The organism is Pseudoalteromonas sp. US3C1013 (assembly GCF_048401115.1).
GTDB lineage: Bacteria > Pseudomonadota > Gammaproteobacteria > Enterobacterales > Alteromonadaceae > Pseudoalteromonas > Pseudoalteromonas undina.
This window is the reverse complement of record NZ_CP183075.1, coordinates 1,962,823-1,977,107: the sequence shown is the minus strand read 5'-3', so window position 1 is coordinate 1,977,107 and position 14,285 is coordinate 1,962,823. Positions and strand designations below refer to the sequence as shown.

At 40.5% G+C, this 14,285-nt stretch carries 11 protein-coding genes and 5 tRNA genes; 8 read left to right on the top strand and 8 right to left on the bottom strand.

Annotated elements, in window-relative coordinates; all coding sequences use genetic code 11:
* Window positions 1-10: 10 nt before the first annotated feature.
* Window positions 11-1,051, bottom strand: coding sequence for a M48 family metallopeptidase (locus tag ACNSN2_RS09215; protein WP_418607115.1), 1,041 nt, complete (start codon window positions 1,049-1,051; stop codon window positions 11-13).
* Complete coding sequence (locus ACNSN2_RS09210; protein WP_010388384.1) at window positions 1,051-2,139, bottom strand: YjgN family protein; 1,089 nt, start codon at window positions 2,137-2,139, stop codon at window positions 1,051-1,053. The genes ACNSN2_RS09215 and ACNSN2_RS09210 overlap by 1 nt, the downstream gene beginning before the upstream one ends.
* 174 nt (window positions 2,140-2,313) lie before the next feature.
* On the opposite strand from ACNSN2_RS09210, the gene ACNSN2_RS09205 reads away from it, so the two are divergent.
* The 8 genes from ACNSN2_RS09205 to msrB all read left to right on the top strand — a co-directional run bounded on the left by ACNSN2_RS09205 (window position 2,314) and on the right by msrB (window position 11,241).
* Complete coding sequence (locus tag ACNSN2_RS09205) at window positions 2,314-3,045, top strand: RNA methyltransferase (RefSeq protein ID WP_010388385.1); 732 nt, start codon at window positions 2,314-2,316, stop codon at window positions 3,043-3,045.
* A 68-nt stretch (window positions 3,046-3,113) separates the two neighbouring features.
* Complete coding sequence (locus ACNSN2_RS09200; protein WP_418607112.1) at window positions 3,114-6,515, top strand: chromosome segregation SMC family protein; 3,402 nt, start codon at window positions 3,114-3,116, stop codon at window positions 6,513-6,515.
* A gap of 73 nt (window positions 6,516-6,588) precedes the next feature.
* A complete protein-coding gene (gene zipA / locus ACNSN2_RS09195; RefSeq protein ID WP_054202488.1) occupies window positions 6,589-7,335 on the top strand; it encodes a cell division protein ZipA in 747 nt (248 codons plus the stop codon).
* Window positions 7,336-7,413: 78 nt separating this feature from the next.
* Entirely contained in the window at window positions 7,414-9,435 is a 2,022-nt protein-coding gene (gene ligA / locus ACNSN2_RS09190; protein ID WP_418607110.1) for an NAD-dependent DNA ligase LigA, read from the top strand.
* Window positions 9,428-9,772, top strand: coding sequence for a DUF3392 family protein (locus tag ACNSN2_RS09185; protein ID WP_008115215.1), 345 nt, complete (start codon window positions 9,428-9,430; stop codon window positions 9,770-9,772). The genes ligA and ACNSN2_RS09185 overlap by 8 nt, the downstream gene beginning before the upstream one ends.
* Window positions 9,769-10,269, top strand: coding sequence for a DUF2919 domain-containing protein (locus ACNSN2_RS09180; protein WP_055013311.1), 501 nt, complete (start codon window positions 9,769-9,771; stop codon window positions 10,267-10,269). Before ACNSN2_RS09185 ends, ACNSN2_RS09180 begins: the two co-directional genes overlap by 4 nt.
* 8 nt (window positions 10,270-10,277) lie before the next feature.
* Window positions 10,278-10,718 (top strand): hypothetical protein, encoded by a 441-nt coding sequence (locus ACNSN2_RS09175; RefSeq protein ID WP_055013310.1) that lies wholly within the window; start codon window positions 10,278-10,280, stop codon window positions 10,716-10,718.
* A gap of 82 nt (window positions 10,719-10,800) precedes the next feature.
* Window positions 10,801-11,241, top strand: coding sequence for a peptide-methionine (R)-S-oxide reductase MsrB (gene msrB / locus ACNSN2_RS09170; RefSeq protein WP_008115220.1), 441 nt, complete (start codon window positions 10,801-10,803; stop codon window positions 11,239-11,241).
* A gap of 124 nt (window positions 11,242-11,365) precedes the next feature.
* Here msrB and ACNSN2_RS09165 read toward each other — a convergent pair whose 3' ends face one another.
* The 6 genes from ACNSN2_RS09165 to ACNSN2_RS09140 form a co-directional block, all read right to left on the bottom strand.
* Window positions 11,366-12,997 carry a response regulator gene (locus ACNSN2_RS09165; RefSeq protein ID WP_021033161.1) on the bottom strand — a complete coding sequence of 544 codons (1,632 nt, stop codon included), beginning with the start codon at window positions 12,995-12,997 and terminating at the stop codon, window positions 11,366-11,368.
* 404 nt (window positions 12,998-13,401) lie between these two features.
* A tRNA-Val gene (locus ACNSN2_RS09160) sits at window positions 13,402-13,477 on the bottom strand.
* Between the two features lie 49 nt (window positions 13,478-13,526).
* Window positions 13,527-13,602, bottom strand: a tRNA-Val gene (locus tag ACNSN2_RS09155).
* 150 nt (window positions 13,603-13,752) lie between these two features.
* Window positions 13,753-13,828, bottom strand: a tRNA-Val gene (locus ACNSN2_RS09150).
* A 49-nt stretch (window positions 13,829-13,877) separates the two neighbouring features.
* A tRNA-Val gene (locus ACNSN2_RS09145) sits at window positions 13,878-13,953 on the bottom strand.
* A gap of 167 nt (window positions 13,954-14,120) precedes the next feature.
* A tRNA-Val gene (locus tag ACNSN2_RS09140) sits at window positions 14,121-14,196 on the bottom strand.
* Window positions 14,197-14,285: the final 89 nt, after the last annotated feature.

Here is a 14,285-nt window from a genome sequence, read left to right as displayed (position 1 = left end):
AGTTCAGGGGTCATTCTGGTTTATATTGCCTCGCATATTCTATTCGCTCTTGGGAACTTGGGTGCGTTGATAAATACTTTAACCAAGCATCATCATAGCTCCCTTCTCGTGCCTTTAAATTCTTTTCCAGTGCTTCAATTGCATCAGCAAAGTCGTGGTTAGAATAGCCTAATTTTAAAAGGTTTTTAATCGCATATATATCGGCTTCTTGTTCCATATCTCGCGAAAACGCTTGTTGTAAAAAAGATGAACCAGAGCCAAGCACGACTTCTAATATACCTTCTAAGTCACCAAAAATAACTGCAAATACAACGGTGCTCGCTGCAGCTTGTGCCGCAAGTCGAATGCTGTGATGGTGCTGAACATGACCAATTTCATGAAGTAAAATAGCACGCAGGGCATCAGGATCATTTTTTAATAGCTCAACAAGTTCGTCAGTTACTACAACCCGACCATTTGGAAGAGCAAACGCATTAGCTGAAAAATAATCAGACTGATAAAAAGATAGCCTAAACTTTGCACTGTCTAAATTGAGCGAGTTAAGCATTAAACGCCATTGTTGCTGTATTTCTGATTGCTTATTAGTGGAAAGTTGAGAAGGTTCCAATGCGACTTTTTCTATTACACTGAGCGTTTGCTCTCCCATCGTTTCAATTGTCGAGGCAGGTGCTAAGTTAACGCTATAAACGGCTACTGATGGTATTAAGCGGTATAAAATTAACCAAAGTAATAGGGGAATTAGCAGCACGGATGCAACAATAAGAATCTTATTTTTTTCTAAGCGTTCACTGAGTCCATGCTCTTTAAGCGCGAATGGCCACCTAAATTCTACATCTTGAGGAATAAATCGCCCACCATCAGCAAAATTTAACTCTGACGCCATGCCAGGTAACGGGCTATCAAGTTGGCAATTGTCTATTGTTGATGCAAGTAACGTCGTATTCTCAGAGTCAACAAGTGTTATTTGCTCATGGGAAAGGTGTGCATAGCTTTTAATATGTTGGCTGCTATTAGGGTAATAATAACAGCCAAAAATAGGATAATTACTCATTAGGTGAGTGAAATATCAATATCAAACACATTGGCCGCTTCTTCAGCAAATGATGACTGCTCATTTTGTGCAACATCAATCAACGAAAGTGCGCCGCTATAAATAGTGACTTCAGTAACCGATGCTAACAGCTTTGCTCTGCGTACTTTAGCCCAAGGGTAGGCAAGTCCTAAGGTAAATATAATTGCCAGTACATTGGTAAATAGTAAGATGGCATAGTCAATGGCTTTTAAGTTCGAATCAAAGGTAGCGACTTCTGTAAATTCACTGTTATTAAAAATATGATTTCGAATAAGCGAATGATAAACAGCGCCTACTAGTGTTAAAAACGCAACATACAACGTAGCAATTAATAGCGGCACTACAATTGTCGAAAGGCTAAAGTTTTGTGTGTTTAAGTTACCGATAGTTAAGGCACTTGCACCAGCAAAGAAGCCAAAAATAACTAAGCCACCTATTGCAACTCCTAGGGTAATAAGTGCTGCGATGTAATAGCGTTCGCCTTGAAGATTTACTGTAAGTGGTTTATTTCCATAGCTGATGTTTTCATGCATATATTGATCAATTCGCTTTAATACATACGGCAGTAATAGGTGTAATGTGAATACACTTGCAATAGGTAATAAAACAAAGTTAATAAATGCATCGCCGTAATTACCTGAAAAGGCAAAGCGTACATTACGATGGCGAGTCATACGCATATTAAAACGCAGACCTTGGTTGATGATCCACGGCAATAAAAATAAAAAGCCAATAGCAAATAAAAGGCCTATCGCTGGTGCGAGGCTGCTAAGTAAGGTGTAAATTAAAAATGCGATGACCGCTAAAATGCGTCCTTTTAAAATTTGTATTGGGGTCGCTAGATAGTCAAAGCTATGGCCGTCGATACGCGTATGACCGTAAAAATAACGATAGGTGCGAACTTTTGCCCATGCCGAATAAATTCCGAGAGTAATAATACTCAGCAGTATATTAACAATCCATATACCAAAAAATTCGCCGGCTTTGCCGCTAAATTGTACTTTACCGCTAAAAATAGCAGGGGGTGTTTGATTTGACTCAGATGAAGTTGGGTGTACTGGTTCCATTTTAAAAATATATCCATTTTGTTTTTTGTAAATTTACCTTTTTTAGATAAAAAAAACAATCTTTATAATTAGCTAGCTGATTGTAAGTAGGCTATTTTTATTGCTTTTACTGTTTATGGGGCTGCACTTTAAGTCACCTCTGGTATACTGTGCAGATAATTTAATGGGGCTGTCATGATTTCAAAAAACCAACTTAAACTTATTCGCCAGCTTGGCCAAAAAAAGTATCGCAAGCAATTTAACCAATACTTAGTACAAGGCGAAAAAAATGTACTGGAGTTATTAAATAGCCCATTAAAAGTAAACGATGTATTTGCAACGCAAAGCTTTATTGATAATAACCAAAGCTCATATCCTCAAACGCATTTTATTACAGCGGATGAAGAGCAGCTAACAAAGGCCAGTACTTTGGTAAGTAATAATGCGGCTATTGCAATTATTGATATGCCAAGCACCGTATTACCAGATGAAAACAGTTTAATATTAGCCTTGGATGGAGTGTCTGATCCTGGGAATTTAGGTACCATCATTCGCGTGGCTGATTGGTACGGTATAAAACATATTGTTGCTAGCACTGACAGTGCCGATCCGTATAACCCAAAAACAATTAGCGCCACAATGGGGTCGTTCGTTCGCGTATCGGTAAGCCAAGTTGAATTGCCTGAATACTTATCTACATTAAACATGCCTATTTATGGTGCATTTTTAGATGGCCAAAGTGTGCATAGCACTAAATTTAGTGGCCAAGGTGTATTGCTTATGGGCAGTGAATCACATGGAATACGCGAGCAGTGTGCAAAATTAGTGAGCAACAAAATAACCATTCCGGCTTTTGGCGGTGCAGAGTCGCTTAATGTAGCAATGGCCACGGGTATTATTTTAGATAATTTTAAACGCCAAGCTTAACTTTTTAGCTATTTATGCGTTAAGTTATTTATAGTAAAAAACAATAATAAATCGGTAATAACAATAAAATGCGCTTAAGCACTATTAAATTAGCGGGCTTTAAATCGTTTGTAGAGCCCACTAAAATTCCATTTCCTGACCAAATGACGTGTGTTGTCGGCCCTAATGGCTGTGGCAAATCAAACGTCATTGATGCGGTGCGATGGGTGCTTGGTGAAAGCTCAGCTAAAAATTTACGTGGCGATGCCATGACCGATGTCATTTTTAATGGCTCTACTAACCGCAAGCCCATTTCGCAAGCCTCCGTTGAATTAATCTTTGATAATACCCAGGGTAAGTTACCCAATACTTTTGCTGATCGTAACCAAGTGGCTATTAAGCGTTTGGTGACTCGCGATGGTCAGTCATTGTACTTTCTAAATGGCAGTAAATGCCGAAAACGTGATATTACCGACATATTTTTAGGCACGGGCCTTGGGCCGCGAAGCTACGCTATTATTGAACAAGGGATGATCTCACGTTTAATTGAGAGCAAACCGCAAGAGCTACGTGTTTTCTTAGAAGAAGCCGCAGGGGTCTCTAAATACAAAGAGCGCCGCCGCGAAACGCAAACACGCATAAAAAGCACCAGAGAAAACTTAGAGCGACTGCTTGATGTTCGTCAAGAGTTACAAAACCAGCTTGATAAACTGGCGGTACAATCGGTTGAGGCTAAAAAATATCGCGAACTTAAATCCCAAGAGCGCACCTTAAAGGGGCAAATAGCGGTATTAAAATGGCAAAAACTGCATCAGCAACAGCTCGATAAAAGTGCGCAAATAAAAAAGCTGGATGACCAAATCAGCTTCTTTAAAACGGCGCATTCAGGCCATGATGATGTTCTGGCAAGCCTTGATGCTCAAGTGCAAGCTCAACAAGATAAACTCGATGATGCACAGCAACAGCAGCATCATACGCATACTGAATTGACTCGCAGTGAACAGCAGCAGATTAGCATTAAGCAACAAACGCTTTCACTGAAACAAAATTTAGCCAAGTTAGAGCAACAAAAAAACCAAAGTGAAGAAGTCAAAACGCAGCAACAAAGTCTTTGCCAAGAGTTAGATGACAACTTGCAACAGGCTGTAGAGCATAACTTAATGTGTAGCGAGCAGGTTATAGAACTTACCGATGAGGTTAATCGGCTGCTGGAGATTAAAAATGCCGACACGTCACAGTGGCAATCACTAACAGAAGACTATCAAAAATTAAATAATCAGCAGCTAGCGCATGCAAATGCAGTAAAACATACAGAGCAGAAAATCAGTTATGTTAAGCAACAACTAACGCAGCTTGATGAGCAAATAGATGAGTTAAAACGCAGTGAGATAGAGCAGCAATTAATTCAGCAACAGCAGCACAGGCAAACGCTAACAGAGCAGCTGGCTAACGCGCAAACTGCTCATAGTAGAGGTCAAAGTGCTCAGGCAATACAGCAGCAACAGCTTGATGAAGCTCAGCAGCAATGGCAGCATTTATCTCAGCAAGTTAATGAACTAAAAGCCGGTATAGCAGGGCTAAAAACTACCCTTGGACTTGAAAAAAACAGCGATAAAACTTTAACTTTATTCAAGCAGTTAACTGTTCAGCCTGATTATGAGTTTTTAGTAGAGCAGGCGCTGTCATCACTTGAGCATATTCATGTTTCACCAGGTAAAGCAGAAAATAGCACGTGGCAAATACCCTCACAGTCTGTGGCAAGCAATAGTATTGCTGCCTTTATTAGCGCTGGTATCTACCCCGAGTTATTAAACCATATTGCTTATGATGCCGAGGGTCAAACACACCATCTTAACGATGCCAGTTATATTGCAGTGATGGACAAGCAAGGGGCGTTACATGGTCGAAATTGGCATCTCAGTGGCGAAAAAAATGCAGAAAATTCCTTATTATTAATGCACAAAAAGCTCAAGCAGCAAGAAACCTTACTTGAGCAACAACAACAGGCATTGACGGACGCACACTCCACACTTGAAGAACATCAAGCGCAAGCTGCATTAATAACCGAGCAGCAAAACGAGCGCAAAGACACTATTCATCAATTAGCACAACAACTTGCTGTAGCAACAACGCGTGGTGATATGCTCAAAGCGCAAGCTGATCAACATCAGCAACAGGTGACGAAATTACAACAACAACGTCAGCCACTGCTAGAACAACAGCAGCAGTTAAGCGAATTGTTGGGCGAAGAGCTTGATAAAAATGAACAGCTTGCAGAGCAATTAGAGGCCTTAGCTGAAGAGCTTAACCAAGCCGATAGCACACGAATAAATAGTGATGAACGTTACAAACAAGCTTTAAATAATGCTGAACAGTATAAAACGCAAGCACACCAGGCAAACCTTAATGAGCAAAAAGTGCGTAGTGAGTGGCAGCTCAGTCAAACCAAGCTGAACCATGCCGAACAAGCATTAACAATGGCTGTAGAAGGAACGCAAGAGCTAATAGAGCAAATTGAGGCGTTACTTATTCCTGAGCAAGAGCTTGCACTAAGTATTGAACAATTATTAGTACAGCACCAACAAGGCGAACAAACCCTTGTGGATATTCAACAGCAGTTAGCTCAAGCAAAACAAGAATTACAAACCAAACAAGCGAGTTTAAAAACGTCACAAACTGAGCTGGTGGCATTACAAGAGCAACACCAGAAGCTGAGCATTGAAGAGCAAAGCCTATTAATAAAAGCGCAAGCAGTACTTGAGCCACTTAGCGAGCTTAATCAAAATTTAAAACAGGTTTTAGCAGAGCTTCCTGCAGAGTTGTCATTAAACGCAGCGCAAAATCAACTTGCTGGAGTCAGTAATCAGCTAGAGCAATTAGGAGCCGTTAACCTTGCAGCCATTGATGAATTTGAACAAGCTAAGCAAAGAAGTGATTATTTAAATAATCAGCTGGATGATTTAACCCAGGCATTGACAGCTTTAGAAGGCGCTATTCATAAAATAGATCGTGAAACTAAAACGCGCTTTAAGTCTACCTTTGATCAAGTGAATCACGATTTTGGTCAGCTTTTTCCAAAAGTATTTGGCGGCGGCAGTGCTTACTTAGAATTAACCAGTGACGATTTACTCGAAAGTGGTGTTAGTATAATGGCAAGACCTCCGGGTAAAAAAAATTCGACAATTCATTTGTTAAGTGGTGGAGAAAAAGCGCTGAGCGCATTATCATTGGTGTTTTCTATATTCAGGCTCAATCCAGCTCCATTCTGTATGCTGGACGAGGTAGATGCCCCATTGGATGATGCCAACGTGGTTCGTTTTTGCCGATTGGTTGAAGAAATGTCACAATCTGTGCAGTTTATTTATATAAGCCATAATAAAATTGCAATGGAAATGGCGGGTAGATTAACGGGTGTAACCATGGCAGAGCCCGGCGTGTCGCGCATGGTTGCTGTAGATATTGAACAAGCGGTGCAACTTGCACATGCATAATTTTATAGTCATTTGCTAGTTGTTTTGGGTAAAATGATGGCAGTTAGGCATATTAATAATAAAAGGTGAGGGGATGGCCGAAGAATTAAGATGGGTTTTAATTGTGATCAGTGTGTTTGTCATTGGTGGCTTATTAATACACGGTTTATGGTCAGTAAGAAAAAAAGAGAATGCTGAACTCCCTGCAAGCGAGCGAGTTGAACCTGTTCAAGAACAGCAGCCTTCATCTGTGCATACTGAGCCACAAGAGCCAACGTTAGCGCAACGAGAAGAGCCACAAATGAGTGAGTTAAACTTCAGCGCTGATGAGCCACAAATAGATGTTAGCCCAGCTGATACAGCTATTGAAGATGACCTTGAAGTCGTAACCGAAGAGGCTGTTGATACGCAACAAGACGCCCCTAAAGATGTTTCAGACTTTGTGATTGTGCATATTCAAATGCCAGAAGGACTGACCATGCAAGGCAGTAAATTACTGCCAGCAGTTAACACGCTAGGTTTTAAATATTCAGAAGAAGGCTTTTTTAATCGCCATCTAGACCCTGCAGGCCAAGGGCCGGTGTTATTTAGACTGGTAAATATGTATAACCCTGGCACGTTCGATATTGATAATATGGAACAGTTTAGTACCGCAGGCGTGAGCTTATTTATGACTCTACCATGTGATGGCGATGGCCTTGCTGCGTTTAATATGCTGCACAGCGCCGCTAAGAAGCTAGCAGATGAATTTGGAGCTGAAATCTTGGATGCTGAGCGAAACGAAATGACGGTAGAGCGTATTCGTCAATATGTTGAGCAGGTTCGCGCATTTTCTGCGTAATATACGCATAAGTTAAATTTTGTAAGCCACTGGGCGTTCACTCGTCAAAGTGGCTTTTTTTATGTTTTTGAGGTCTACATGGCAAGCAGCATTAGTGAGCAAATTAATCATCTTCGTACCACGCTTGAGCAACACAATTATAGTTATTATGTGCTTGATACACCCAGCATACCCGATGCCGAATATGATCGCTTATTACGTACTTTGAGCGAATTAGAAACCCAGCACCCTGAGTTTTTAACTGCAGATTCACCTACTCAAAAAGTAGGTGGGGCGGCGCTTGCCAAGTTTGAGCAAGTAGCACACCAAGTGCCTATGTTGTCGCTTGATAACGCTTTTGGTGAAGACGAATTCAATGGTTTTAATCGTCGTATTAAAGAGCGTTTAATGAGCACTGAAGAGCTTACATTTTGCTGTGAGCCTAAACTGGATGGCTTAGCGGTATCGATTATTTATCGCGATGGGGTATTAGTGCAAGCAGCGACTCGTGGCGATGGTTTTACTGGCGAAAATATTACCCAAAATGTAAAAACAATTCGCAATGTGCCATTAAAGTTACGCGGTGATGATTACCCGCGTGAGCTTGAAGTGCGCGGTGAAGTGTTTATGGATAGCGCGGGCTTTGAAAAATTAAATGCCGAAGCAGAAAAGCGCGGTGACAAAGTTTTTGTAAACCCACGTAATGCGGCAGCGGGCAGTTTACGCCAGCTAGACTCAAAAATTACCGCAAAACGGCCACTGATGTTTTATGCCTACAGCACCGGATTGGTCGCCGATGGCACATTACCTGAAGATCATTACCAGCAACTTGCCAAGCTTACCGACTGGGGATTACCACTGTGTCCAGAAACAAAACTAGTTGAAGGCCCAAAGGCCGCGCTTGCCTATTATAATGACATTTTAACGCGCCGTAGCGAGCTAAAATATGAAATAGATGGCGTGGTAATAAAAGTAAATAAAAAAGCCCTACAAGAGCGCCTAGGCTTTGTTGCGCGTGCACCGCGCTGGGCTATTGCTTATAAGTTTCCGGCGCAAGAAGAAATAACACACTTGCTAGATGTAGAGTTTCAAGTAGGGCGTACTGGGGCTATTACCCCTGTTGCGCGACTAGAGCCGGTATTTGTTGGTGGTGTTACGGTATCGAATGCAACGCTGCATAATGCTGATGAAATTGCCCGTTTAGGCGTTAAAGTGGGCGACACTGTGATTATTCGTCGCGCTGGGGATGTGATCCCACAAATTACCCAAGTAGTGCTTGAACAACGCCCAAGCGATGCAAAAGCGATTGTGTTTCCAACTATGTGCCCAATTTGTGACTCGCACGTTGAGCGGGTTGAAGGAGAAGCTGTTGCACGTTGTACAGGCGGCTTGGTATGTCAAGCACAGCGCAAACAAGCGATTAAACATTTTGCCTCACGTAAGGCTTTAGATATTGACGGCTTAGGCGACAAAATTGTTGATCAATTAGTTGACCGAGAGCTGATCAAAACGCCTGCTGATTTATTTATTTTAAAGCAGGGACACTTTGAGTCACTTGAACGAATGGGACCAAAATCAGCAAAAAACTTAGTTGCGGCGCTTGATGATGCTAAAACCACTACCTTAGCAAAGTTTTTATATTCACTGGGTATTCGTGAAGTCGGTGAGGCCACAGCTCAGAATTTGGCTAATCACTTTTTAACGCTTGAAAACGTGATTGATGCCAGCATTGAACAACTAATAGAAGTAAGCGATGTAGGTGAAATAGTGGCGAAGCATGTTCGCGGCTTTTTTGCTGAAGAGCATAACCTGACAGTGGTAAACGAATTAATAGCGCAAGGAGTAAACTGGCCACAGTTAACAGCGCCATCAGAGCAAGAACAGCCGCTAGCGGGTTTAACTTATGTGCTAACTGGGACGCTTAATACGCTTAATCGTAATGATGCAAAAGCGCGCCTACAACAATTAGGCGCCAAGGTTTCTGGCAGTGTTTCAGCAAAAACAGATGCCTTAGTGGCGGGCGAAAAAGCCGGCTCTAAGCTCACCAAAGCGCAAGAGCTTGGTATAGAAATACTGACAGAGGATGATTTAATTACTTTGTTAGAGACTCATAATGGCTAGTTTTACAAATATACTTAATACCTTGTTAATTGACCTAGGCCAATGGTTACAGGGCTATTTGCCGCATTTATCACTGCTTTTAATGGTGTGCTTAGTGTCGCTGTATGCGGATGACATTTTAAAGTTAACCAAAGGCGTCGTAGCTAGGCGCCACTTTATTATTAGGGTGGCGTGTTTTGTGTTGATAACTGCGTTTGGCTTTGGCTTGTTAGTGGTGTGGTTAAGCCCACTGCTAACTAAAGCTTTACTGTTTTTTGGCACTAAGTGGTTAGCGCTTACCTTATTAGTGGCATTTTTTATTTTGGGCACTATTGCCGATAGGAAAAATCAGTTGTGAGTCGATATGGGCCTGAATACTGGGATAAATATGGTAGCTATCGTACGCCATTAGCGTTTCACTTGAGTATTTTAGTACTATTGCGCGCCTATTTTATTTGGGTAATAGCCGCGTTGAGTCGTCGACCTGAGCTTGATTTAATGTCATTGTTTTTTAAGTCAAAAGATGATTTTTTTATTGCTATAGCGATCGGTGCTGTAGCCATTGTACCCACTATTTTATTTTGTTTACGAAGGCCAAGAGACTCGCATCAAGCAACACAACGCTTGGCGCGTATTTGGCGGTATATGCGTTGGCCGCTGATTGCGTGTGCATTAATTGATTTGTCGTGGTTAAGTATTCAGGCAGCTCATAGCCACTATCGCTTCTCATTGTTTTTAGCTGTGCAAATGGTGATTGTATTATGGGTGTTGTGGTATTTGGCAAAAAGTCGTTACTTAAGTGTTTTCTTTAGTGATTGGCCCGAGCCGACAGAAAAAGCAACTGATAAAAAGTAAGAGGGCTTATGCACAGTATCAATAAAAAAATAGCACAAGTAATTGCTTTAATAGGGCTCATTATTATAGCGAGTGGCTATTTTTTTTCTTTAGGGGAACACCTTTGGTTTAAAGCTGGGTTAGTAATGTGGGTTGTGGTGTTTTGTTCGTGTTGTTACCGATTAACGCCGTTGTTTAAAATGCGCAATCCGCTGCGTAATTTTATTCAACGCGATGCGCAGCACTTATTTGTTTTTAGTTTAACAGGGCTGTTTGATAAAAAAAATGGCCCGCATTGGTTAGTCATCAGTAATATTGAGTCGATAGAAATAAGAAACGATGAACTAATAGTGCACAGTAATAATGATAGACAATTAAGCGTGAGCATTCCTGGCAGTCAAGCCCAATTGCATGCCTATGTAAACCGTATACTTACAGCAACAGAAAAGCACACTATAGTCTTTAGATAGCGTTGATCGTGGTATTAGCCACAGGCGTACCAGACTACAAGTAAATGATTGCTAGTTAAATTAATAACGTAATGAGGTTCTTATGTTGAAGTGGAACGATATTGTTAATTTTGCCAACCATGGCAATCCAACACCGGTTCGAAAAGTGGTTAAAACAGATCAGCAATGGCGCGAACTGTTAAACGAAGAGCAATATTATGTGACCCGTAAAAAGGGAACTGAACGACCAAATAGTTCGAGTAGTTGTACCTTGCTAGAGCCAGGTAAGTATGTGTGTGTTTGTTGTGACAACTTACTATTTGATGCAGATGAAAAGTTTGATAGTGGCACCGGCTGGCCTTCATTTACCCAACCGGCAACTGAGGAAGCGATTGGTTATGTCATGGATAATAGTCATGGCATGGAGCGAGTTGAAGTTGTTTGTAATGTGTGTGATGCGCATTTAGGGCATATTTTCCCTGATGGGCCACTTCCTACTGGTTTACGCTACTGTGTAAACGCACTGGCAATGAAAAAGCTCTAGGGTCTGTTGACCTTTCAAGGTTAAATTTGCAGCGGTCTGTTTGGGATTTAGGCAAGGCAGCGCCTATGTGGTGTGGTTACTCCCCATAAATAGGCGATAACGTAGCATTAATGCCAAACAGGCTCTAACTAATCTCTAGTTTCATTTCTTTAGCAATCTGAAGTAGTTTATCGAACCGCTCTGATTGCTCTTCTGCTAAGGGGGATTTTTTTAATAGTTTAAAGCACTTTTGGGCCAACAGACTATTGAAAGAGTCACCATGTTTTTTTGACTTATCCACTAAACATTGCAATAAATTAAGCGCAATACTTGGATTGTGTGGCATGACTCTAAATGCTTGGCTGAATGCCTCTAAGGCAACATTTAATTGGCCGCGCTCAAACTGCTTAACAGCATGATTATTGAGCTCTTTCGGCCCCATTTTAATATCACGTCTTTCACTTTGCTGTTGCTGTATATAACGCAAGTAAGTAGCATCGCTTCTACTTGGGTGACGTTCGCAATGATCAATTATTTGGCTAAATAGCGCTTGCGCCTTTTGGTGAAAACCTAATTCATGCAGTGCTTTTGCCTTGTCTAGGGCACCATCTACTGAACGTATTTGAGTATCGCTGTCATCAAGTTGCTCAATGAGCTGTTTCGCTTTTTTATGTTCATCTTTTAAATAATAAAGGCGTGCATTGAGCACATCGATTTGAGTTTGCGCATTACTGGTTGGGAATTGTGTTTTTAGCTCATTAATATATTTATTTGTTTGACGAGAGATCCTGTTTATTTGGTCAGTTTGATCTGTGGTCAATGCAAAATCAATCCCAGCACGAGCAGCATTTAAATAAATGTCTGGGCTATCATGCATAGAGTACTTAGCATAAGTGGCAATATCTTTTTGAGTTAAGTAGCTGGTTTCATAATCTCTATTAATGAGCGATACGCTGTTCAGTGATTTTTGACGGTCTATATTACGTGGAGCAATATGTGTCGCTTGGCTTAAAAAGTCTTGGGCTAAATCAAATTGGTTTAGTTTTATTTCTAAACGCCCCAATAAGTCTAAGGCTATAAGTCGAGTCTCATTACGTTCAAGCATTGTTTTAAGCATGCGCTGAGCCAAAATATGCTCATTGTTAGCAATTAAGGCTTCTACCAATCCTACTTTTGCCCATGCAAACTTTTGCATATTCAAAACTGACTTAAAAAAATCTTTCGCTTCTTGGTTTTGTTTTAGCGCCAGTAAAATATTGCCTTTTAATCTAAGTAGAATAGGGCTGTATTTATTACTTTTATCGAGTTGGGCATTAATTTGTTTCAATGCTTTAGACTGGTTATCGTCATCAATTAAAGTGTATATAGCTTTTAAGTCGCTTTTACGTTTGAGAATACGCTCTATGCGCACTCTTAACTCTTGTACAGAGAAGGGTTTTACTAAAAAGTCATCGGGTTGAAGTTCTAATACACTGTGAACTAACTCTCCGCTAGTTTCCGCAGATGTAAAAATAAACCCAGTAGAGTGTTTTATTAATGCTTTAGCGCGTAATTCTTCATAAAGCTGGTAGCCATCTTGGCGTTTGCTTAGATTAAAAGAGCAAATTACCAAGTCAAATTCTTCATGTAAGCATTGTTCTTTTGCCGCTAAGGCATGATCTGCAAAACGCATATGTCCAAAGCCAATTTTTTCGAGCGACTGTTTCATGTAGCTTTGAGCAAGTGGCTGCTCTTCTACAATCAGTATTTTTGCTTCATTGAAAATATTTTTAGACATTGGCTTAAGCGTAATTGAATTTAACACAGACTATAATCAACAGTTTAGACGCTTACAAGGTAATTTAAAGATTCGCCTCGAAGATGAGAGCTTATTAAGCAAATTAATTCTAAAGGTTTATATTTTTATCTTAAAAGAGCTAAAAACCCATTTAAAGTAAATGAATAGCACGCGTAATAAAGTAAGTTTAAACAAAATGATTTTGAAGATAATAAAACTCGAAAGATAAATTTTTGGTATGTGATTGGAATACTGATTTTTTGAAACCGAAGAATTACTTGGTAACGAATTTCTAAATGGTAATTAATACTGAACTTGAACTAAAAGAGTGGAGGATAATGAATATTAAAATGGAAGGTGGTACTGGAGGATTTAGATTTTTGTAATATGCACCATTCAAAGAATGGTGGGTCGTACTGGACTTGAACCAGTGACCCTCGCCTTGTAAGGGCGATGCTCTCCCAACTGAGCTAACGACCCATATTACAAATTTACACATGTAACTATTTATATAATAAATTTTTATATGTGGTGGGTGATACTGGACTTGAACCAGTGACCCTCGCCTTGTAAGGGCGATGCTCTCCCAACTGAGCTAATCACCCACATATAAATTAATCAAAACTATTATAATAAATAGTACTGGACTTTAACCAGTGAACTTCGCCGTTACTTGTAAATAGCGGTGATGCTCTCTTTTTCTAACTGAGCTAATCACCCATTTAGACATCTTGTAATATGCACCATTCAAAGAATGGTGGGTCGTACTGGACTTGAACCAGTGACCCTCGCCTTGTAAGGGCGATGCTCTCCCAACTGAGCTAACGACCCATATTACAAATTTACACATGACTATTAACATAATAATAGATTTTATATGTGGTGGGTGATACTGGACTTGAACCAGTGACCCTCGCCTTGTAAGGGCGATGCTCTCCCAACTGAGCTAATCACCCACATATAAATTAAAACGCTACTATTAAAATAAACAGTACTGGACTTTAACCAGTGAACTTCGCCGTTACTTGTAAATAGCGGTGATGCTCTCATTTCTTGTAACTGAGCTAACGACCCATATTACAAATTTACACATGACTATTAACATAATAATAGATTTTATATGTGGTGGGTGATACTGGACTTGAACCAGTGACCCTCGCCTTGTAAGGGCGATGCTCTCCCAACTGAGCTAATCACCCACATATAAATTAAAACGCTACTATTAAAATAAATAGTACTGGACTTTAACCAGTGAACCTCGCCGTTACTTGTAAATAGCGGTGATGCT

Excerpts from the sequence above, each read along its gene's own strand:
- ACNSN2_RS09215 (WP_418607115.1), bottom strand. The coding sequence starts at position 1,051 with ATGAGTAATTATCCTATTTTTGGCTGTTATTATTACCCTAATAGCAGC.
- ACNSN2_RS09210 (WP_010388384.1), bottom strand. The coding sequence starts at position 2,139 with ATGGAACCAGTACACCCAACTTCATCTGAGTCAAATCAAACACCCCCT.
- ACNSN2_RS09205 (WP_010388385.1), top strand. The coding sequence starts at position 2,314 with ATGATTTCAAAAAACCAACTTAAACTTATTCGCCAGCTTGGCCAAAAA.
- ACNSN2_RS09200 (WP_418607112.1), top strand. The coding sequence starts at position 3,114 with ATGCGCTTAAGCACTATTAAATTAGCGGGCTTTAAATCGTTTGTAGAG.
- zipA (WP_054202488.1), top strand. The coding sequence starts at position 6,589 with ATGGCCGAAGAATTAAGATGGGTTTTAATTGTGATCAGTGTGTTTGTC.
- ligA (WP_418607110.1), top strand. The coding sequence starts at position 7,414 with ATGGCAAGCAGCATTAGTGAGCAAATTAATCATCTTCGTACCACGCTT.
- ACNSN2_RS09185 (WP_008115215.1), top strand. The coding sequence starts at position 9,428 with ATGGCTAGTTTTACAAATATACTTAATACCTTGTTAATTGACCTAGGC.
- ACNSN2_RS09175 (WP_055013310.1), top strand. The coding sequence starts at position 10,278 with ATGCACAGTATCAATAAAAAAATAGCACAAGTAATTGCTTTAATAGGG.
- msrB (WP_008115220.1), top strand. The coding sequence starts at position 10,801 with ATGTTGAAGTGGAACGATATTGTTAATTTTGCCAACCATGGCAATCCA.
- ACNSN2_RS09165 (WP_021033161.1), bottom strand. The coding sequence starts at position 12,997 with ATGTCTAAAAATATTTTCAATGAAGCAAAAATACTGATTGTAGAAGAG.